General features: G+C 53.7%; 24 protein-coding genes. All 24 read left to right on the plus strand.

Annotation, left to right across the window (positions count from 1 at the left end):
* Window positions 1-55 precede the first annotated feature (55 nt).
* Entirely contained in the window at window positions 56-571 is a 516-nt protein-coding gene (gene fliL, locus NOM67_RS10320) for a flagellar basal body-associated protein FliL (RefSeq protein WP_041208919.1), read from the plus strand.
* A 7-nt stretch (window positions 572-578) separates the two neighbouring features.
* Entirely contained in the window at window positions 579-1,649 is a 1,071-nt protein-coding gene (gene fliM / locus NOM67_RS10325) for a flagellar motor switch protein FliM (protein ID WP_041208918.1), read from the plus strand.
* Window positions 1,650-1,699: 50 nt separating this feature from the next.
* Window positions 1,700-2,092 (plus strand): flagellar motor switch protein FliN, encoded by a 393-nt coding sequence (gene fliN, locus NOM67_RS10330; protein ID WP_005298791.1) that lies wholly within the window; start codon window positions 1,700-1,702, stop codon window positions 2,090-2,092.
* A complete protein-coding gene (fliO, locus tag NOM67_RS10335; protein ID WP_043849985.1) occupies window positions 2,089-2,472 on the plus strand; it encodes a flagellar biosynthetic protein FliO in 384 nt (127 codons plus the stop codon). The genes fliN and fliO overlap by 4 nt, the downstream gene beginning before the upstream one ends.
* On the plus strand, window positions 2,459-3,220 hold the full coding sequence (gene fliP / locus NOM67_RS10340) for a flagellar type III secretion system pore protein FliP (RefSeq protein WP_156853261.1): 762 nt from the start codon (window positions 2,459-2,461) through the stop codon (window positions 3,218-3,220). Before fliO ends, fliP begins: the two co-directional genes overlap by 14 nt.
* Before the next feature lie 23 nt (window positions 3,221-3,243).
* A complete protein-coding gene (gene fliQ / locus NOM67_RS10345; RefSeq protein ID WP_041208915.1) occupies window positions 3,244-3,513 on the plus strand; it encodes a flagellar biosynthesis protein FliQ in 270 nt (89 codons plus the stop codon).
* On the plus strand, window positions 3,510-4,307 hold the full coding sequence (gene fliR, locus NOM67_RS10350) for a flagellar biosynthetic protein FliR (RefSeq protein WP_156853262.1): 798 nt from the start codon (window positions 3,510-3,512) through the stop codon (window positions 4,305-4,307). Before fliQ ends, fliR begins: the two co-directional genes overlap by 4 nt.
* Window positions 4,300-5,430, plus strand: coding sequence for a flagellar biosynthesis protein FlhB (gene flhB / locus NOM67_RS10355; protein ID WP_156853263.1), 1,131 nt, complete (start codon window positions 4,300-4,302; stop codon window positions 5,428-5,430). The genes fliR and flhB overlap by 8 nt, the downstream gene beginning before the upstream one ends.
* A 107-nt stretch (window positions 5,431-5,537) precedes the next feature.
* Window positions 5,538-7,643, plus strand: coding sequence for a flagellar biosynthesis protein FlhA (flhA, locus tag NOM67_RS10360; RefSeq protein ID WP_156853264.1), 2,106 nt, complete (start codon window positions 5,538-5,540; stop codon window positions 7,641-7,643).
* Window positions 7,644-7,659: 16 nt separating this feature from the next.
* A complete protein-coding gene (gene flhF / locus NOM67_RS10365; RefSeq protein ID WP_182925950.1) occupies window positions 7,660-9,081 on the plus strand; it encodes a flagellar biosynthesis protein FlhF in 1,422 nt (473 codons plus the stop codon).
* Window positions 9,082-9,115: 34 nt separating this feature from the next.
* Window positions 9,116-9,958, plus strand: a complete 843-nt coding sequence (locus tag NOM67_RS10370; protein WP_370689164.1) for a MinD/ParA family protein — start codon at window positions 9,116-9,118, stop codon at window positions 9,956-9,958.
* Window positions 9,951-10,670 carry an RNA polymerase sigma factor FliA gene (locus NOM67_RS10375; protein WP_041208910.1) on the plus strand — a complete coding sequence of 240 codons (720 nt, stop codon included), beginning with the start codon at window positions 9,951-9,953 and terminating at the stop codon, window positions 10,668-10,670. The genes NOM67_RS10370 and NOM67_RS10375 overlap by 8 nt, the downstream gene beginning before the upstream one ends.
* Window positions 10,671-10,781: 111 nt before the next feature.
* On the plus strand, window positions 10,782-11,165 hold the full coding sequence (gene cheY / locus NOM67_RS10380) for a chemotaxis response regulator CheY (RefSeq protein ID WP_010634617.1): 384 nt from the start codon (window positions 10,782-10,784) through the stop codon (window positions 11,163-11,165).
* 12 nt (window positions 11,166-11,177) lie between these two features.
* Entirely contained in the window at window positions 11,178-11,918 is a 741-nt protein-coding gene (locus tag NOM67_RS10385; protein WP_033114448.1) for a protein phosphatase CheZ, read from the plus strand.
* A gap of 11 nt (window positions 11,919-11,929) precedes the next feature.
* A complete protein-coding gene (locus NOM67_RS10390; protein ID WP_255936744.1) occupies window positions 11,930-14,131 on the plus strand; it encodes a chemotaxis protein CheA in 2,202 nt (733 codons plus the stop codon).
* A 32-nt stretch (window positions 14,132-14,163) separates the two neighbouring features.
* Complete coding sequence (locus NOM67_RS10395; protein WP_041208908.1) at window positions 14,164-15,279, plus strand: chemotaxis response regulator protein-glutamate methylesterase; 1,116 nt, start codon at window positions 14,164-14,166, stop codon at window positions 15,277-15,279.
* A gap of 2 nt (window positions 15,280-15,281) precedes the next feature.
* Window positions 15,282-16,019, plus strand: a complete 738-nt coding sequence (locus NOM67_RS10400) for a flagellar motor protein (protein ID WP_043850363.1) — start codon at window positions 15,282-15,284, stop codon at window positions 16,017-16,019.
* Window positions 16,020-16,021: 2 nt separating this feature from the next.
* Entirely contained in the window at window positions 16,022-16,939 is a 918-nt protein-coding gene (locus NOM67_RS10405) for a flagellar motor protein MotB (protein ID WP_255936748.1), read from the plus strand.
* Between the two features lie 4 nt (window positions 16,940-16,943).
* Window positions 16,944-17,738: a ParA family protein gene (locus tag NOM67_RS10410; protein WP_033114443.1), complete on the plus strand. Its 795-nt coding sequence runs from the start codon at window positions 16,944-16,946 to the stop codon at window positions 17,736-17,738.
* Window positions 17,735-18,607, plus strand: coding sequence for a chemotaxis protein CheW (locus NOM67_RS10415; protein WP_156853267.1), 873 nt, complete (start codon window positions 17,735-17,737; stop codon window positions 18,605-18,607). The genes NOM67_RS10410 and NOM67_RS10415 overlap by 4 nt, the downstream gene beginning before the upstream one ends.
* Window positions 18,608-18,676: 69 nt before the next feature.
* Window positions 18,677-19,165 (plus strand): chemotaxis protein CheW, encoded by a 489-nt coding sequence (locus NOM67_RS10420; protein ID WP_033114441.1) that lies wholly within the window; start codon window positions 18,677-18,679, stop codon window positions 19,163-19,165.
* A gap of 18 nt (window positions 19,166-19,183) precedes the next feature.
* A complete protein-coding gene (locus tag NOM67_RS10425) occupies window positions 19,184-19,570 on the plus strand; it encodes a DUF2802 domain-containing protein (RefSeq protein ID WP_255937215.1) in 387 nt (128 codons plus the stop codon).
* Between the two features lie 200 nt (window positions 19,571-19,770).
* Window positions 19,771-20,406 (plus strand): cytochrome c biogenesis heme-transporting ATPase CcmA, encoded by a 636-nt coding sequence (ccmA, locus tag NOM67_RS10430; protein WP_255936751.1) that lies wholly within the window; start codon window positions 19,771-19,773, stop codon window positions 20,404-20,406.
* 4 nt (window positions 20,407-20,410) lie between these two features.
* A complete protein-coding gene (gene ccmB, locus NOM67_RS10435; RefSeq protein WP_255936753.1) occupies window positions 20,411-21,079 on the plus strand; it encodes a heme exporter protein CcmB in 669 nt (222 codons plus the stop codon).
* The last annotated feature ends 165 nt before the right edge of the window (window positions 21,080-21,244 follow it).

The raw sequence follows: 21,244 nt of genomic DNA on the forward strand, positions 1-21,244 counted from the left end.
CAATCCCGAGTAAGTTTATGATATCGAACAAGTTTGATATGAGGGTGGACAAGGGATGGCAGACGATAACGAATTAACCCTGAAAGACCCGGCCGCGGGCAAGAAAAAGAAGCTGATCATTATCATCGCCCTTGCCGTAATCCTGCTGGGTGGTGGCGGTGCTGGCGCCTTTCTGATGCTCTCCGGCTCGGAGAAACCGGCCGCCGAAGCTGCCGAGGGAAAAGAGGCCAAACCTAAGGAGGAGGCGCCCCAGCCTTCACTTTATGTATCGATGCCGCGTCCCTTTGTCTTCAACGTAGCTGGCGTACAGCGAGATCGTCTGGTGCAGATCAAGATCCAGTTGCAGGTACGCGGTACCGCTGATGAGACGCTGGCCAAGCAGAATATCCCCCTGATTGAAGGCACCTTGCTGCGGGTGTTCAGCGCAGCAACGGCCGAACAGCTGATGACCTTCGAAGGCAAGGAGAAGCTGCGCAAGGATTCACTGGAAGAGTGTCGCCGGGTGCTCAAGGATCTGGTCTCTTCCCCCGTTATCGAACAAGTGCTGTTTACCGGCTTTGTAATGCAGTAGGTGAAGCGTGAGCGATCTGTTAAGTCAGGACGAAATTGATGCCCTCTTGCACGGTGTCGATGATGTCGAAGAGGAGGAGATAGGCTCGGCGGGGGATCCCGGCGTAGCCCAGTTTGACTTCTCCTCCCAGGACCGCATCGTCCGTGGCCGCATGCCGACGCTGGAGCTGGTGAACGAGCGTTTTGCCCGCCACATGCGGATCAGCCTGTTCAACATGATGCGCCGTACCGCCGAGGTATCCATCAACGGCGTACAGATGCTCAAGTTTGGCGAGTATGTTCATACCCTGTTTGTGCCAACCAGTCTCAACATGGTGCGTTTCCGCCCTTTGAAAGGGACTGCGCTAATCACCATGGAGGCTCGGCTGGTATTCATCCTGGTGGAGAACTTCTTTGGTGGCGATGGTCGCTACCACGCCAAAATTGAAGGGCGCGAATTTACCCCCACCGAGCGACGCATCATCCAGATGCTGCTCAAGCTGGTGTTTGAAGATTACAAGGATGCCTGGGCTCCGGTGATGGATGTGGGCTTCGAGTATCTCGACTCCGAAGTGAACCCGGCGATGGCCAACATAGTGAGCCCGACCGAAGTGATCGTGGTCAGCTCGTTCCACATCGAACTGGATGGTGGTGGTGGTGACTTCCATGTGGCCATGCCTTACTCCATGCTCGAGCCCATTCGCGAACTGCTGGATGCCGGTGTACAGAGTGACAAGGGTGATACCGATGTGCGCTGGAGCAAGGCCTTGCGCGACGAGATCATGGACGTCAAGGTCGAGTTGCGGGCCAAACTGCTGGAGACCGAGCTCACCCTGCGCGAGCTGATGGAGCTGCAACCCGGTGATATCATCCCGGTCGAGATGCCGGAAAATCTGCTGGTTTTTGTGGAAGATCTGCCGACTTTCCACGCCAAGATGGGGCGCACCAAGGATAACGTTGCACTCAAAATCACCGACAAACTCAAGCGCCCGGAAGGGGTCAAGACAGAGATGCATCTGGTGACCCGGGGCGGTGTACGTATCGATGGCGAGGCCGAGCTGGAAGAGCTGGAGCGCAGCATCGAGGATCAACAGAGATAATCGACGGTTTATTGCGATAAACGGTCATGAAGTAGCGATAAGGAAGCAAGATGAGCGGAACTGAGGAAGAGGATCTGATGGCGGACGCATGGGCTGCCGCTCTGGAAGAGCAGGTGACGGCGGAAGCCAAGCCAGCCCCGCTGGAAGAGTTGAAAGATGACGCCCCCATCAGTGCCGAGGAGCGCCGCAAGCTCGATACCATTCTGGATATTCCTGTCACCATCGCCATGGAAGTGGGCCGCAGCCAGATTAGCATCCGCAACCTGTTGCAACTGAACCAGGGCTCCGTCGTGGAGCTGGATCGGGTGGCAGGTGAGCCGCTGGATGTGCTGGTCAACGGCACCCTGATTGCCCACGGTGAGGTAGTAGTGGTAAACGACAAGTTCGGTATCCGTCTGACCGATGTCATCAGCCAGATTGAGCGGATCAAGAAACTCAAATGATGCGAATGCTGCTGTTACTACTGCTGCCCTTGCCGGCACTGGCCGATGTCGGGGCGGCAGTCAATGCCCCCAGCCTGAGCTCTTGGTTGCTCTCCAGCCTGATGGTGATCGGTCTTATTCTGGTTCTGGGTTTTCTGCTCAAGAAGAGCAAGATTGCCACCGCCATGGGAGGCGGCCAGATGAGGGTGATCGCCAGCCTGCCGGTGGGCTACAAAGAGAAGTTGCTGGTGGTCAAGGTGGGTGAACAGCAGTTGCTGGTCGGGGTCACGCCACAGCAGGTCAACTTCCTCTATCGTCTGGAAGAGCCGCTCGATGAAAATCAGCCTCAGGTTTTCTCCCAGCAGCTTGGCAAATTGATGGGCAAGCATGAAAAAAGCTAACTGGATCTGGCTGTCGATCAGCCTGATGACCCCGCTGCTCTTCTCCTCGCTGGCCGTGGCACAGGATGCAATGTCAGCTGTGACCGTCAAAACCATGGCTGATGGTAGTCAGGAGTACAGCCTGACCCTGCAAGTACTGGCTTTGATGACGGCGCTCTCGTTCTTGCCCTCCATGGTGATTATGATGACGTCGTTTACCCGAATCATCATAGTGCTGGGAATTTTGCGTCAGGCGATCGGATTGCAGCAGAGCCCTTCCAACCAGGTGCTGATCGGCATCGCTCTCTTCATGTCGTTTTTCATCATGTCGCCAGTACTCGATCGCATCAACAATGAAGCGTTGCAGCCCTATTTGGCAGAGACCATTCAGGCTAAAGAGGCACTGGAGCGGGCCGAATTACCCATCCATCAGTTCATGCTGGCGCAAACTCGCATCAAGGATCTCAATACCTTTATGGAGATCGCCAACGTGCAGGTGGAGAAACCTGCCGATGTGCCGCTGCGGGTGTTGATCCCGGCTTTTGTAACCAGCGAACTGAAAACTGCTTTCCAGATTGGCTTCATGCTGTTTCTGCCGTTTCTTGTTATCGACCTGGTGGTGGCGAGTATCTTGATGGCGATGGGGATGATGATGCTCTCGCCGATGATCGTTTCACTGCCATTCAAGCTGATGCTGTTTGTCATGGTGGATGGCTGGAACCTGATTCTGGGTTCTCTGGCCAACAGTTTCGGACTGGGTACCGGCTAAGCCGGGCCGAAGGAGCAGGCAGCATGAGCCCTGAAACCTTTGTCGACGTATTTCGCGAGGCGCTCTGGTTAGTCACAATCATGGTCTGTGCCGTGATACTGCCCAGCCTCTTCGTTGGCTTGCTGGTAGCTATTTTTCAGGCGGCCACTTCCATCAACGAACAGACCTTGAGCTTTCTGCCTCGTCTGATTGTGACGCTTTTAGCTTTGGGGGTTGGTGCTCACTGGGGCTTGCAGAGTTTGATGGACTTCTTTCAGCTAATGGTGAGTCAGATCCCCGAGGTGGTGGGATGACCTACACAACCGCTCTTATCATGGAGTGGTTGTCTTCCATCCTCTGGCCACTGGCTCGGGTGAGTAGCCTGCTGATGGTGATGGCGGTATTTGGCAGCCGCCTTGCCCCGGCCCGGATCCGGATTGGCTTGGCCCTTGCCATTACCTTTCTGATTGCGCCTCTTCTCCCCAAGATGCCTCCCATCGAGCTTTTTTCCGTCGGCAGTTTTCTGGTGTTGGCCCAGCAGTTGCTTATAGGTATTGCGCTGGGCCTGATGACCCAGTTTCTGATGGAAAGCTTCGTCATGGCGGGTCAGGTAATCGCCATGCAGACCAGTCTGGGTTTTGCCACCCTAGTTGACCCCATGAATGGTCAGGCTACACCTGTGGTCGGCCAGTTTTATCTGATGCTGGCGACGCTGGTTTTTCTGGCGCTCGATGGTCATCTGGTGATGCTGCGACTGGTCATCCTCAGCTTTGAGACGCTCCCGGTCTCCGATAGCGGTCTTTCGGTTTCCTCCATGCAAACCTTGAGCGCATTCCTGGGGGTTATGTATCAGGCTGCGCTGGTCATGTCGCTCTCTGCCATAGTGGCGCTGCTGCTGATCAACTTCGCATTTGGCGTGATGACCCGGGCTGCTCCCCAGCTCAATATTTTCAGTATCGGTTTTGCCGTCAGTATGATGTCGGGTCTGCTCATCCTCTGGCTCACTATCGGTGGTTTTCTCGGCCATTTTGATAGTCTGTGGGAGCGGGTGCAGGAGGTCAGCTGCGAGCTGATTGACACCCAGTGCCAAGGGGGCGCCCATGGCTGATACCGATCAGGAACGTACCGAACAGCCCACGGGCAAACGACTGCAACAAGCCCGTGAAAAAGGGCAGATTGCTCGTTCAAAAGAGCTGGGTACCGCCAGTGTCTTGTTGTCAGCCGTGTTCGGGCTGCTGATGCTCAAGGGGTCGCTCGCCAGCGCCATGATCAAGGTGTTGACGACCGGTTTTACTCTGAACAGGGAGCAGGTCTTTGACCCCAACGCCATGATCGCCATGGTGCCTGCATTGCTTGGGGAATTGATCCTTCCGCTGGGCCTGCTTTTTGCGCTGGTTACCATTGCCGCTTTTATCGGCAATACCCTGATGGGGGGGATGAACTTCTCCACCGAGGCGATGATGCCCAAGTTCAGCAAGCTGAGCCCGCTCAACGGGTTGAAGCGGATGTTCGGGGTGCAATCGTTGGTCGAGCTGGTCAAGTCGATTGCCAAGGTTGTGTTTATTTCCCTGTTTGCATGGTGGATGCTTTCCAGCCAGTTTAACCATCTGCTCAATCTCTCGATGGAGGGATACCCCGGTGGCATCATTGATGCACTAGAACTCTTTCTCTGGATGCTGATCATCCTCTGTTGTGCCCTTATCCCTATTGTGGCCATAGACGTGCCGTTCCAGCAGTGGAATCACATGCGTCAGCTCAAGATGACCAAGCAGGAGATAAAAGACGAATTCAGGGATAGCGAAGGTAAGCCAGAGGTCAAAGGGCGGATCCGTCGTCTGCAAATGGAGATGGCTGCGCGCCGGATGATGGGGGAAGTACCCAAGGCGGATGTGGTTATCACCAACCCGACCCATTACTCTGTTGCCCTCAAATATGAGGCGGGCAAGCCTGGTGCCGCACCCAAGGTCATCGCCAAGGGGACTGATGAGGTAGCGATGAAGATCAGGGAGATCGCCCGTGAGTACAATATTCCCATCATGCCTTCTCCCGAGTTGACCCGCGCCATCTATCACTCCACCGAGCTGGGTAGAGAAATACCGGAAGGGCTATTTGCTGCCGTGGCCCAGGTGCTGGCCTATGTGTTCCAGCTCAAGAAGTTCCGCCGTGGACACGGCCGTCGCCCGCAGCCGCTGGCTAAAGATCTTCCTATTCCGCCTGAATATCGCAAATGACAAAGTTCTGACACAGTCAAAATAAAATCATTTAAAATCAATGCATTGAATTTTTGGCTTGATGTTTGCTTTAATCTGGAACCAGCGAGTAAAGATCGAGAAAAGCGATGGAATTCAAGGCATCATTGGGCCGCTTAAAAGAGTACAGATGGCTGCTTGGCAAAGGGGTCGGTACCCCGCTGCTGGTACTGGCGTCCATGGGAATGGTGGTTCTGCCCATTCCGCCTATGATGCTGGATATCCTCTTCTCCTTCAACATCGCGCTCTCCATCGTGGTACTGCTGGTTGCCGTCTACACCCGCCGCCCTCTGGAATTTGCCGCTTTTCCTACCGTACTGCTTATCGCGACTCTGCTTCGTCTGGCGCTTAACGTGGCTTCTACCCGAGTTGTTTTGCTGGAAGGCCACAATGGCAGTGCTGCTGCGGGGCATGTAATTGAGGCCTTCGGTAACGTAGTGATCGGCGGTAACTACGCGGTCGGCATCATCGTCTTCATGATCCTGATGATCATCAACTTTGTGGTGGTCACCAAGGGTGCAGGGCGCATCTCCGAGGTGAGTGCCCGCTTCACTCTTGATGCGATGCCAGGCAAACAGATGGCCATCGATGCCGATTTGAACGCCGGCCTTATCAATCAGGAAGAGGCCAAAAAGCGTCGCCAGGATGTGACTCAGGAGGCCGATTTCTACGGTTCCATGGACGGTGCGTCCAAATTTGTTAAAGGGGATGCGATTGCGGGCATCATGATCCTCTTTATCAACATACTGGGGGGGTTCATTATCGGCATGGCCCAACACCAGCTCACCTTCAGCGAATCGGCCCAGATCTACACCTTGCTGGCTATCGGTGATGGCCTGGTTGCCCAGATCCCCTCCCTGCTGCTCTCTATCGCAGCAGCCATCATAGTCACCCGGCAAAATACCGATCAGGATATGGGGACTGCGGTATTGGGACAGCTGTTCGATAATCCCAAGGCGCTAGTCATTTCTGCCGGCATCTTGCTGATGATGGGCAGTGTGCCCGGTATGCCGCATGTGGCATTTCTGAGTCTGGGTGGCGTAGCTGCGGTCGGAGCCTGGTGGCTGCTGCGCCGCGAGAAACTGCTTGCAGCCAAGGCAGCCAAAGGGGAGTTGATGCCGGCAAGTGCCGACCAACCTGCTCACGAGCAGAAAGAGCTGAGCTGGGACGACGTGATGCCAGTCGATATCATCGGTCTGGAAGTGGGCTATCAGCTCATTCCGCTGGTGGATCGCAGTCAGGGAGGCGAGTTGCTCAACCGGATTAAAGGGGTACGCAAGAAACTGTCCCAAGAGCTGGGTTTTCTTATCCCTGCCGTGCACATTCGTGACAACCTGGAGCTGGCTCCCAACCAATATCGCATCACCTTGATGGGGGTCAGTACCGGCGAGGCCAATGTTTACCATGATAAGGAGATGGCTATTAACCCGGGTCAGGTCTTTGGTCAGGTGCAAGGCATTGCCGCGCGGGACCCAGCCTTTGGGCTGGAAGCCGTCTGGGTTGCCAAGGAGCAGGTTTCTCATGCTCAAACACTGGGCTATACGGTGGTTGACACTGCTACTGTGGTTGCCACCCATCTTAGCCAGATCCTCACCAACCATGCCTCATTGCTGCTCGGTCACGATGAAGTGCAACAGCTGCTCGATATGATCGGCAAGCACCAGAGCAAATTGGTTGAAGGGCTGGTGCCTGAAGTCATCAGCATGGGTAACCTTGTGAAGGTATTGCAGAATTTGCTCAATGAAGGCGTGCCAATTCGCGATATGCGCACTATTCTGCAGACCCTGGTCGAGTACGCACCACGTAGCCCGGATCCGGAAGTGCTGACAGCCGCCTGCCGGATTGCCCTGCGCCGTCTGATCGTGCAGGAGATTGCCGGCCCGGATCCCGAGCTACCGGTGATTACCTTGGCACCAGAACTGGAACGTATATTGCATCAATCCTTGCAGGCGGGTGGCGGTGATGGTGCCGGTATTGAGCCGGGTTTGGCGGAGCGGATGCAGCGCTCACTGGTAGAAGCCACACAGCGGCAAGAGTTGGAAGGTCAACCTGCCGTGCTGCTGACATCAGGGATCTTGCGCAATACCCTAGCCAAATTTGTGAAGAATGCCATTCCAGGATTGCGCGTTCTGTCGTATCAGGAAGTGCCTGATGACAAGCAGATTCGTATCGTCAGTGCAGTCGGACAGAACTAGTTAGCGGAGATGACGGGTGAAGATTAAGCGGTTTTTTGCCAAGGACATGCGAACGGCTCTGGCCGAGGTCAAGGAGACTCTCGGGCCGGATGCCGTCATCATGTCCAACAAGAAGGTGACCGGAGGGGTCGAGATAGTCGCCGCTGTTGACTATCAATCCCAGGTTCCGGGGCCGAGAGATACGCCGGTTCGCCGTCAGCTGAACGATGAGAGCGTCAATATTTCGTCTGCCGCGCGGCAGATGGGGCGCCCTGAACCAGCACCCAACCAGAACGAACACTATGCCGATACGCTGGCAGCCTTGCTTGCTCGCCAGCAAAAACTCCAACCGGGCAATGGTGCCGGGATGGGGGGGGCTCAGCCAGCCGCAATAGCTGCCACGACTTCTGCGCCGAAAACCCTTGCCGAACAGGGACAGTGGGGGGCCGCCCCCGAACCAGCCAAACCTCGGGCTCGTGCCGCATCAACTTCTCCTCGCGCCCCTCAATCCAATCAACGTGATCAGGAGATGGAGGGGATGCGCAAGGAGATGGCCAGCATCCGCAAGCTGCTGGAGCACCAGATCTCCGGTCTGATGTGGCAGGAGGTGGAGCGTCGGGAGCCGATGCGAGCGCTGCTCATCAAGGAACTCAAGAAGATGGGTTTTGACGATGCTTTTGCCGATCAGCTTGCCGGCATGATCCCGGAAGATATGTCGATCCATCAGGGAATGGCGCAACTGGCAGAAGTGCTTACTGCCCAGCTCAAGATCAGCGAAGACGAAATTATGCGGCAGGGGGGGGCAGTAGCCCTGCTCGGTCCGACGGGGGTTGGCAAAACCACCACCATCGCCAAACTGGCAGCGCGGTTTGCCATGAAATATGGCGCCGAGCAGGTAGCTCTCATTACTACGGATAACTATCGGATCGGTGCCCATGAGCAGTTGCAGACCTATGGTCGCATCATGGGATGTCCGGTTCGCCAGGTGCGCGATGCCGAGGAGCTGGCCAGCGCGCTTTATCAGTTCCGCCATCGTCGGTTGGTATTGATCGATACGGCAGGGGTTGGTCAGCGGGATATTCGCTTGACCGAGCAGCTCGATACCTTGGTCAAGAATGCCAAGGTGCGGATCCGCAGTTATCTGGTGATGTCCGCAACCTCCCAGCGTCGGGTGATGCAGGAGGCGGTCGACCATTTCCGGCGTATTCCGCTTAGCGGCTGCATACTTACCAAATTGGATGAAAGTCTGAATCTGGGCGAAGTGATTAACGTGTGTATCCAGAATTCATTGCCCATCAGCTATATCACTGACGGACAAAGGGTTCCGGAAGATATTCAGGTTGCCAATGCGGCGCAGCTCGTTGGAGCCGCCATGGGGTCGCTGGAGCGAGAAACAGAAGAGCCCTATTTCTGGGGTGCAGGCTTTGGCGAGGCCGAAGATTCGGAGTTTTATGAGTAACATGTATATGGATCAGGCGAGTGGTCTGCGCAAAATGCGTCAAAACAATCGAGTTAAAGTAATCGCCGTTTCCGGAGGCAAGGGGGGCGTTGGCAAGACCAACGTCACTCTGAACGTGGCAGGTGCCATGGCTGCGCAGGGCAAACGGGTGATGGTACTGGATGCTGACCTCGGTCTGGCAAACGTGGATGTCATGCTGGGGCTGCGGGTACATCGCAACCTATCCCACGTACTGGCCGGTGAATGCACGATCGACGACATCATTGTCGAGGGGCCGTACGGCATGATGATTGTGCCGGCAACCTCCGGTACTCAGTCGATGGTCGAGCTATCGCCCGTACAGCATGCCGAGCTTATCCGAGCTTTTAGCGAAATGAAGACTCAGGTCGATATTTTGCTGGTAGATACCGCAGCCGGTATCTCCGACATGGTGCTGAGCTTCACCCGCGCAGCGCAAGACATCATGGTCGTGGTGTGCGATGAGCCGACCTCCATTACCGATGCTTACGCTCTCATCAAGATCCTCTCCAAGGAGCACGGCGTGTTCCGCTTCAAGGTAGTGGCCAATATGGTACGCAGCCTGCGTGAGGGCCAGGAGCTCTTTGCCAAGCTGACTCGGGTAACTGATCGTTTCCTGGATACTTCTCTTGAGCTGGTAGCCTGCGTGCCTTACGACACCAATTTGCGGGCATCAGTGCGCAAACAGAAGCTGATTGTCGAAGCATTCCCCAAATCTCCTGCTGCGCTGGCGTTCCGTGCGCTGGCCAACAAGGCGGCAAGCTGGCCAGTTCCCAATCAGCCGGGTGGTCATCTGGAGTTTTTCCTGGAGAATTTGCTGCAAAAGCCGGCCACAACACAGGAAGGTTCCCGTGAATAAAGCCCAAGCGTACTTGCGTCATCAGGATTCCTATGTGCTGGTGGAGCGACATGCTCCGCTGGTCAAGCGAATAGCCCAGCATCTGCTGGCTCGTCTGCCCAGCAGTGTCTTGCTGGATGACCTGATCCAGGCAGGTATGATTGGGCTGCTGGAGGCCTCTCGCAACTTTGACGGCAGCAAGGGGGCCAGTTTCGAGACTTACGCAGGGATCCGCATTCGTGGTGCCATGCTCGATGAGATTAGGCGTGGTGACTGGGTGCCTCGTTCCGTGCATCGCAACAGCCGTGCAATATCTGAAGCCATCGAAAATGTTGAACAAGCCAATGGTCGAGATGCGCGTGATACGGAAGTCGCGGCTCAGATGGGGGTCTCGATTGCTGATTATCATGTCATGCTGCAGGATGTTTCCTGCGGAAAAATTATCGGGATTGAGGATCTGGGGGTCAGTGAGGATGTGATTGGTCATCCTGATGACGCTCCCTCTGGGTCAGGTTTCGATGATTTGGCAGCAGAACGATTTCAGATTGCATTAGCCGAGCAAATTGGTCGCTTACCAGAGAGGGAAGCTCTGGTTCTCTCTCTTTACTACGATGAAGAGCTGAATTTGCGCGAAATCGGCGAGGTTTTGAATGTCAGTGAGTCACGGGTGAGTCAGATCCACAGTCAGGCAATGCACAGATTACGTGCTCGTTTGCGAGATTGGCATCTATAAGTGTTTGTACTGGCTACACTGAGACTAAACTCTAAGGCATAATCCGCACGACACAACCCGTTTTTAGCATCATGTAAGTGAGCCGCCGAGGCGGCTATTTAGGAGGGAATTTTGGACAAGAACATGAAAATCCTCATTGTTGATGACTTTTCAACGATGCGCCGGATTATCAAGAACTTGCTGCGCGACTTGGGATTCAACAACACCCATGAGGCGGATGATGGCAATACAGCATTGCCGATGCTGAAAAATGGTGATTTCCAGTTTGTAGTAACTGACTGGAACATGCCCGGCATGCAAGGTATTGACCTGCTCAAGGCCATTCGGGTTGATGACAAACTCAAACATCTTCCGGTTTTGATGGTTACAGCTGAAGCCAAACGCGAACAGATCATTGAGGCCGCACAGGCTGGCGTTAATGGCTACATCGTCAAGCCTTTCACTGCAGCGACGCTCAAAGAAAAACTGGACAAGATTTTTGAACGAATCGGCTAAGGAGCTGCAGGGATGATGGCCAAAACGAGAGCAATGATTTCGCTCGACCAGGCAAGGATGCTTGTTGCTCATCTTGAGCAAGGTGAATTTGAGCTGGCCGATGATCTGCTTGCCGAAGTATGTGCCCCCAACGCCTCCGATCTGTTTGACAAGGTCGGTCAGCTGACAAGACAACTGCATAATTCACTACAAGAGTTTCGCCTTGATCCGCGGATTCCCGATCTGGCCACTCATGATATCCCCGATGCTCGGGAACGCCTTAGCTACGTTATCGATATGACTGACAAGGCTGCAAATCGCACCATGGATGCGGTAGAAGCCAGCCTGCCGATTGCAGATCGTCTTAATGACAATATCCAGCTGGTTATGCCGAACTGGAATGCCTTGATGTCCCGCGACATGAATGTTGGGCAATTCAAATCGCTATGTCACCAACTCGATGATTTTATTAAGGCTTCAGAGTCTGATGCCGATAAATTACGGCAACTGCTGACAGAGATCCTGATGGCGCAAGATTTTCAGGATCTGACCGGGCAGATGATCCGCAAGGTCATCAAACTTGTGCAGGAAGTAGAAACAAAATTAATAGAAATGCTGACTATGTTTGGTGAGGCTTCTGCAGAGCATTCAACTCGCAGCCTTCCTGTCAACGGGATTGAAGCTGAAGGCCCCATCATGAACCCCGAGGCCCGTGCCGATGTGGTCAATGGTCAGGATGATGTGGACGATCTGCTGTCTAGCTTGGGATTCTAATGGAGTGACGCATGGCCTTCGAAGTTGATGAAGACATACTGCAAGACTTTCTGGTCGAAGCATCCGAAATATTGGAACAGTTGTCTGAACAACTGGTCGACTTGGAAAAGCGGCCCGATGACAAGAACCTGTTGAATGCCATCTTTCGCGGTTTCCATACCGTGAAGGGGGGGGCAGGTTTTCTGTCGCTCGGTGAACTGGTTGACGTATGCCACGGGGCGGAAAATGTGTTCGATATCTTGCGTAACGGCAAGCGAACCGTTACTGCTGAGCTGATGGATGTGATCCTGCAAGCGCTGGATGCCATCAATGTCATGTTCGCCCAGGTTCAAAATCGCGAAGCGCCAAGCCCTGCATCAGATGATTTGCTTCATGATCTCCATGAGTTGTGCAAGCCGGAAGGTGAAGAACAACTGCGCACAGCCACTAGTGCGACTGCTGCTGAGCCGGAGCCTGTTGCGCCGATAGTCGAGGCTGTTTCCGAGGTTGTTGAACCTGTTGCCGTCAGCAGCGACCCTGCTCCGGTCAATGGTGGTGGTTCCATTGACGAGATTTCTGCAGATGAATTTGAGCGTCTGCTGGATGAGTTGCACGGGGTGGGTGGCGCGCCCACCAAGACTACTGCAACCGCCCCGATAGTGGGTGGCTCCGGTGACATCACCGATGATGAGTTTGAGGCCTTGCTGGATCAGCTTCATGGTCAGGGTCAGCACATGGGGGCGCCAGAGGTCAACCCCTTGAAGTCTGTGCAAAAAGAGGTGGACGAGCTTATCGATGATGATGAGTTCGAACGCTTGCTTGACGAACTTCATGGGCGTGGGCAAGGGCCGCAGAGTACAATGGCACCTGCCGCACCTGCCGCACCTGCCGCACCTGCCGCACCTGCCGCGGTGCCAGCCCAGTCGAAACCTGCAGTGCCTACTCCTGCAGCCAAGCCAGTTACGAGTACCTCAGCAAAACCTGCAGAGTCGCCATCCAAGCCCGCAGCGCCTGCAGCTGCTAAGTCTACAGCTCCAGCTCCGGCTGAAAACAGTGCCGTACAAAGTGATACTACTGTTCGGGTGGATACCAAGACGCTCGATGTCATCATGAATATGGTGGGCGAGTTAGTATTGGTGCGTAACCGATTGGTTAGTCTTGGTATTGCCAGCAACGATGAAGAGATGTCAAAGGCTGTTGCCAACCTGGATGTTGTGACTGCGGACCTGCAAGGAGCGGTCATGAAGACCCGGATGCAGCCGATCAAGAAGGTCTTTGGTCGATTCCCGCGCGTTGTTCGTGATTTGGCTCGTACTCTCAAAAAAGAAATCGAATTGGTCATGGTCGGTGAAGAGACCGATCTTGATAAAAACCTGGTTGAGGCATTGGCTGACCCCCTTGTTCACTTGGTTCGTAACTCCTGTGACCATGGGGTTGAGTTGCCCGAGATCCGTGAAAAAGCGGGTAAACCACGTCAGGGAACAATCACCCTGAGTGCTTCTCAGCAAGGTGATCATATCCTGCTCTGTATCGAAGATGATGGTGCTGGTATGGATCCCGAAAAACTCAAGTCTATAGCAATCAGCCGTGGTGTACTTGATGCAGATACTGCTGCTCGCATGAGTGACAATGATGCCTACAACCTGATTTTTGCTCCGGGTTTCTCTACCAAGTCAGAGATTTCGGATATATCTGGCCGTGGTGTCGGTATGGATGTGGTGAAAACCAGTATTGTTGGCCTCAATGGCTCAGTACATATTGATTCGACATGGGGTAAAGGTACGCGTCTTGAAATCAAGGTGCCACTGACTCTGGCGATTTTGCCGACCCTGATGGTAGAGGTGGGGGAGCAAACTTTTGCCCTGCCGCTTGGTTGCGTGAATGAGATTTTCCACCTGGATTTGAAAAAGGCCAATATGGTGGATGGTCAGCTCACCATCATTGTTCGTGAGAAGGCAATTCCGCTCTTTTATCTGCATAAATGGCTGGTGCGTGGTCCCAACAAGCGCTCCCGTCAAGATACAGGTCATGTGGTTATTGTGCAGATAGGGACACAGCAAATTGGTTTTGTTGTTGATAGCCTGATTGGCCAGGAAGAGGTGGTTATCAAGCCACTTGATAGCTTGCTGCAAGGAACGCCAGGTATGGCGGGTGCAACAATTACCAGTGATGGTGGAATAGCCCTGATTTTGGATGTGCCGAGTCTGCTCAAAGCATATGCGCGTAGACATTAATAGCTCAGGCCCAAGGAGTTAGAAAAATAACAATGGCAGTCAAGGTATTAGTTGTCGACGATTCGAGTTTCTTCCGCCGTCGGGTAAGTGAAATCATTAGTCAGGATCCCATGCTGACAGTGATTGATACCGCTCAAAACGGACGTGAGGCCGTGGACAAGGCGATGTCGCTGCGCCCTGATGTAATCACCATGGACATCGAAATGCCCGTGCTCGACGGTATCAGCGCTGTGCGCGAGATTATGGCCAAATGTCCAACACCTATTTTAATGTTCTCCTCTCTGACCCACGAAGGAGCAAAGGCGACGCTGGATGCTCTGGATGCCGGGGCCCTAGATTTCTTACCTAAAAAGTTTGAAGACATCGCCAGAGACAAAGATGAAGCAGTCAGATTGCTGCAGCAGCGGGTGAAGGAGATTTCCCGCAAGCGCTTTTTGATGAGCTCTGCTCGCCCTAAAGCTCCTGAGCCGATGGCCAGATCGCCACTGAGTTCTTCAGCTGCATCGCGAACTGCTGAGCGTGTGCCAGAAACACCGCGCATAACACCTGCTCCGGCATTCAAGCGTAGTGGTAAAACTTATCAATTGGTTGCTATTGGTACCTCCACTGGGGGACCGGTTGCATTGCAAAATGTGTTGACCAAGCTGCCAGGTGATTTCCCTCACCCGATTTTGCTGATCCAGCATATGCCGGCAACCTTTACTGCGGCATTTGCGGCTCGTCTCAATGGCTTGTGCCAGATCGGTGTAAAGGAAGCTGAGGATGGTGACGTGCTCAAACCTGGCCATGCCTATCTGGCTCCGGGTGGCAAACAGATGTTGCTTGAAGGGCGTGGCGTTGGTGCTCGTATCCGGATAATTGATGGCAATGACAAAGTTAACTACAAACCCTGTGTTGATATTACCTTTGCTTCTGCAGCTAAAACCTATGCCGACAAGGTGCTTGCGATTGTCTTGACGGGCATGGGCGCAGATGGCCGAGATGGAGCCAAGCTGCTGAAAGAGCAAGGCTCTACTATCTGGGCTCAGGATGAAGCATCTTGTGTGGTATATGGGATGCCTCAGGCTGTTGCCAAGGCAGGTATCGCCAGTGAATCACTTCCTTTGGACAAAGTGGCACAGCGTATCCTGGTTGAGTTGGGGCGCTGATCATGGGCTTGTTTGGCCTGCTCCTGGCTTTGGGAGCCATTGCCATTGCCCAATTGTGGCATGGTGGTTCCCTGCTGACTCTGGTTGATGGCCCCGCTTTTCTGATCGTATTGGGCGGCACCTTCGGTGCCGTTACTCTGCAAACTCCCGTCAGATATATCTTGCTTGCGCTCAGGCAGGTTCTTTGGATTTTTGTTCCCCCACGTCAGGAGCTGATGCTTCAGGCTGAGCGTTTACAATCCTGGGCTGTGTTTGCCCGGCAGCAAGGGCTGCTGGCTTTGGAAGATCAGGCGGAGCAAGAGGAAGATGAATTTACCCGCCAAGGGTTGAACATGATTGTTGATGGTGTGTCGACAGAAGATATCCGCATGTTGCTGGAGGCCGACATCGACATCGAGCAAGAGCGCAATGAGCATGCAGCCAGGGTATTTGAATCCATGGGGGGTTATAGCCCAACCATCGGGATCATTGGCGCCGTGATGGGGCTTATCCAGGCAATGTTCCATCTCGAAGACCCTGCCGCGCTGGGCGCGGGAATTGCGGTAGCCTTTGTTGCAACCATTTATGGAGTGGGGTTTGCCAACCTGATTTATCTGCCAGTTGCCAATCGGTTAAGGGCTTTCCATTACCATTCTGCGCTTTTCCAGGAGATGACGCTGGAGGGGCTCATTGCGATTGCCCATGGTGAAAATGGTTTGCAGGTAGAACGGCGGCTCAAGGCATATCTGAAGGGAGAGTAGCCATGCGTAAGCGTTATCGGTTGCACTTGCAAGGGCGTGAGCATCTGGAGCGCTGGCTGGTCTCCTACGCCGATTACATGACTCTCATCTTTGCCCTGTTTGTGGTGCTCTATTCCGTAGCCTTGGTTAACAAGGACAAGTATCGTGCAGTCATTGACGGTATGAGTCAGGCTTTCAGTGTTATTCAGCCGCACAGCGACGGTTTGCTGGATGGTCAAGGTCATTCGCTATTGGAAAATTCGGCCTCTTCCGCACCTTCAATACTTGATGGGACAAGCGGACCTGCTCCCTCTCTTGCACCTATTTCCGGTGTCCCTATTTTGCAAAATGGCACAACACTTGCGACGCTTGGTACACAGCTGCAGGCAAGCATGGGATCATTGGTTGAGTCCGGGATAGTCAAACTGACCCAAGATGAGAACTGGCTGACAATCGAGTTGAGTTCAGGACTGTTATTTGGCAGTGGAAGTGCATTTATGGGGCCCAATGCAGCACCGGTTATCAATACTCTTTCAAGTATTCTCAAACCGGTCGATAACTATGTAAGGGTCAGGGGTTATACCGATAACCAACAGATTAATAATGAAATTTATCGCTCAAACTGGGCTCTGTCTGCGGCTCGGGCTGAGGCAGTGCTAAACGGTTTGATTGCCAATGGTATTGCACCTCAGCGCTTGGCATTCGAGGCATATGGTGAGTTTTCTCCTTTTGCAGACAATGGTAGCGAAGAGGGGCGGCTACAGAACCGTAAAGTGGTGGTCGCTATCTCCAAGTTTGCCTGGGTACCTGCAAGACCTGTAGTCAAAACTCCGCCAGCCACAGAGGCTGTGCCGGAAGTGCAAAAAGCGGCGGATGCTGGTGAGGTCAAGGTGATCTCGCTACCCGGTGGTGGCATGCGTATAACAACAAGGCAGGATTGATACAGTGATTGTTTGGACGGTTGCCAACCAGAAAGGCGGTGTCGGTAAAACCACCACAGTGGTCTCTCTCGCCGGGATCCTGGCTCAGCGTGGCCAACGAGTGCTGCTGATTGATACGGATCCACATGCCTCGTTGACCGCTTATCTCGATTACGATTCGGATCGTCTTGATGGCACGCTCTATGAGCTTTTTCAAGCAGTCAAGCCGACCACCGAGCTTGTCAATAAACTGACGCTCAAAACCAAGTTCGACAATATCAATCTGCTGCCGGCATCTATCACGCTGGCTACGCTCGATCGGGTCATGGGGAACCGGGAAGGGATGGGGCTGGTGCTCAAACGCGCGTTGCTGCGTATTCAGGATCAGTACGACTACGTGCTAATTGACTGTCCACCAGTATTGGGAGTGATGATGGTCAATGCGCTTGCTGCATGTGACCGCATTCTGGTGCCTGTTCAGACCGAATTCTTGGCGCTGAAAGGGCTTGAGCGGATGATGAAGACGTTTGAAATCATGCAGCGTTCAAAACGGGATAAATTCCGTTTTACCGTCATTCCGACCATGTTTGACAAGCGTACCCGAGCATCGTTGATGACGTTGAAATCAATCAAGGAACAGTACGGTGATGCGGTGTGGAACGCGGTGATCCCCATCGATACCAAATTCCGAGACGCCAGTTTGCTGCATATTCCCCCCTCCATTTATTCACCCGGGAGTCGTGGAACCTATGCCTACGAAACTCTGCTCAAATATCTTGACGCGCTTGAGCGGCAGCGGACTCATGAGGTGACGGCATGAGAGATACCATTCAAGTTCGGGCAATGGATGATTATTTCCATTCGCTGCTCCTTGATGACCCGTCAGGGCTTGATGAAATCGAAGAAGCTTCTGCTGCGCCAGTAGTGCAGTTGCAGCGACAACCTCAAAGTGTGCCGGAGGTAGTTGCTCCTCCCTACATGGAGAGTGACCCGCGTCTTACCCAACTGAGTGAATTGCTGGCTCAAGTGGGGCAGGTGCAATTTGAGAATGACGCGTTTACCAATGAGCTAACAGTGTCAGAGCCACTGCAAATTGTGGCTGAAGAGTCTCTGTCACCAGTAGAGCCTGAGTGGCCTGCTGAGGTATTGAGCCATCAGATTGCAGAACCGATTACGACGGTCGTAACCGAGACTGCAGTAGAAGTTGCACCGGAAGTAGCAGAGTCTCCCGTCAGTTGGGAAAATATCGAGACGGGCAAGGAGTTCCAGGCTCTCTTCTTTGAAGTATCTGGCGTGACGTTTGCGGTGCCCTTGACCGATCTTGGCGGGATTCATCAGTTGGGAGAGGTGACCTCTCTTTTTGGTCAGCCAGGCTGGTACAAAGGGATCATGACCTCTCGCGAGCAAAAGATGAATGTAGTGGATACAACCCAGTGGGTGATGCCTGGGCAGCATTTGGAGATGGATCCTTACAAATATCTGATTATGCTTGGAGAGTCACCTTGGGGACTGGCGTGTCATCACCTAAAAGGAACTGAATTGTTGCACCGCGATCAGGTCAAGTGGCGCCACCAGGAGGGCAAGCGCCCTTGGCTCGCGGGCATGGTTAAAGAAAAAATGTGTGCCCTGTTGCATGTTCGGGAATTGCTCCTTTTATTGGAGCGTGGGGTCAACATAGAAGGTCGCTGATAACTTCTGCAATCGAGCTGTTTTATTGCTAGTTTTAGCAGTAGACGTTTTCATAAAAGGAATAAAAACATGACAGAAAAGCGCAATATTGCACAGAATCTGGCTGAAGATGAAGTGCTGCAATGGGTAACCTTCCAACTGGAAAATGAGACCTATGGCATCAACGTGATGCAGGTGCAGGAGGTATTGCGCTACACCGAAATCGCGCCTGTGCCGGGTGCTCCCGAATATGTACTCGGGATCATCAACTTGCGTGGTAATGTGGTGACTGTCATCGATACCCGTTCCCGTTTCGGCCTGCCTTCCGGTGATGTGAGTGAAAACTCCCGCATCGTCATCATCGAAGCCGAGAAGCAGGTGATTGGCATCATGGTTGATAGTGTTGCCGAGGTTGTTTATCTGCGCTCCTCCGAGATCGATGCCGCTCCCGCAGTGGGTACCGAAGAGAGCGCCAAGTTCATCCAGGGTGTTAGCAACCGCGATGGTCAACTGCTGATCCTGGTTGACCTGAACAAGTTGCTCTCTGATGAAGAGTGGGACGAAATTGGTTCTCTCTAACAATAAGGTGATGTTTTGATCATTGAGATAGTTGCCTTGGTGGTGTCCCTGATTGCACTGGCGTTTGCTTTTTATGTCTGGTCAAGAAGCAAGCGCAGCAAGCAGGAGTCCGAGGCGCACGTGACCACTTTGCAGGGGCAACTTGAAAGCTTGCGCAAACAGATGATGGAGCTGCATACCGGCGCCATTGGTATGGGGCAACGCCTGCAAGCTGTGGAGGGGGCGATGCAACAGATCAATGATCGCCAGCAAGAGCTGACCATGCAGGATCCAGAGCGCAAGCTCTACAGCCGTGCTGCCAAGATGGTTGAATTGGGTGCCGATCTGGATGAAGTCATGAGCGAGTGCGAGTTGCCAAAGGCAGAAGCCGAGCTCTTGATATCCTTGCGAAAAGGTCGTTCTTGATTTCTTGATAGTGAAGGAAGGCTCATGCCTTCCTTTATTTTATATGTAGTGACGGGAACAGATCAGAGCCATATCGACATCCCCTTTACCTCTTTTCGCGATCACCATCGCGACTTGCGCCAATTGTTGCATCTATGAAACGACGTATCCCAATACTGTGTTAAGATGCAGGCCGCTTAATTCTATTTGATAACATCCTCATGCTGCTTCAAGTCAACAATCTGAGCTGCGTGCGTGAAGATCGCACTCTGTTTGAACATCTCTCCTTTACGGTTTCACCCGGCGATCTGGTGCAAATAGAAGGCCCCAACGGGGTTGGCAAAACCAGTCTGTTGCGTTTGCTGACTGGCCTCTCACAACCCTTTTCTGGTGAAGTGCTCTGGAATGGGGAGAATATTCGCACTTGCCGCGACGAGTATCACGCCAGTTTGCTCTATCTGGGTCATCAACCCGGGGTAAAAGCAGCCCTGACCCCCTTTGAAAATCTGACTTTTTATCAGCAACTTCATCATTCAGCGCAGACTGAGAGCGACTTGTGGCAGATTTTGGCTCGAGTTGGTCTGGCCGGTTTTGAGGATAACCCCACCGGTCAGCTCTCAGCAGGTCAGCAGCGACGCGTAGCACTCGCCCGCTTGTGGCTCTGCAACCAGCCTTCGCTCTGGATCCTGGATGAGCCCTTCACCGCTATCGATAAACAGGGGGTCAAGGTGCTGGAGCAACTCTTTCTGGCCCATGCCGATCGGGGTGGCATGGTGATCCTCACTACCCATCAGGATCTCACCCTGATGCAGGGGCGCCTCAAGACCCTGTCACTGACCCCCATGATGCAGGAGTGACACCATGCTGCGTGCCGTCATTCATCTCATTCGACGTGAACTGTTGATCGCGCTGCGCCAGCGTTCCGACATTCTCAACCCGCTCTGGTTTTTCCTGATTGTCATCACGCTCTTCCCGCTGGGAATTGGCCCTGAGCCGAAACTGCTGGCTCGTATCGCTCCCGGCATCATCTGGGTTGCCGCTTTGCTGGCGGCCATGTTGTCGCTGGAGCGGCTATTTCGCGATGACTTTAGCGATGGCTCGCTGGAGCAGATGATGTTGATGCCTCACCCTCTGGGTCTGCTGGCGCTGGCGAAAGTGGTCGCTCACTGGCTGCTGACCGGTTTGCCGCTGTTGCTCATCTCGCCGCTTATCGCGATTTTGCTCTCCCTCGATATGCAGAGTTATTTGGCGGTGGTGGCGACACTGGCGCTGGGGACACCGGTATTGAGCCTGCTCGGTGCCATCGGCGTCGCCCTGACTGTTGGCTTGCGCAAAGGAGGGGTATTGCTCAGTCTGCTGATCCTGCCGCTTTATATCCCGGTGCTGATTTTTGCGACCTCGGCAATCGATGCGGCCGGGATTGGGCTGCCTTACGGGGGTCAGCTTGCCATTCTGGCAGCCATGCTGGTCGGAGCATTGACACTGACCCCGCTGGCGGTGTCGGCGGCTTTGCGAGTCAGCCTCAACTGATGGTGTTGGCGCAAGAGTAACAAGCCTCGTATGGGGCAATGTTGGGAAAATTAAGTTGCGATGGATCAAGGAGTGCGCCGCTTATTGCTTTCGGGGTATTTGATGAAGCCCTGCGGTCGGTATGGTAGGCCTCGCCAAATGATTAATAACAAAAAGGTTTTGTGA

This window comes from Aeromonas sp. SG16 (assembly GCF_024436135.1).
Lineage (GTDB): Bacteria > Pseudomonadota > Gammaproteobacteria > Enterobacterales > Aeromonadaceae > Aeromonas > Aeromonas jandaei.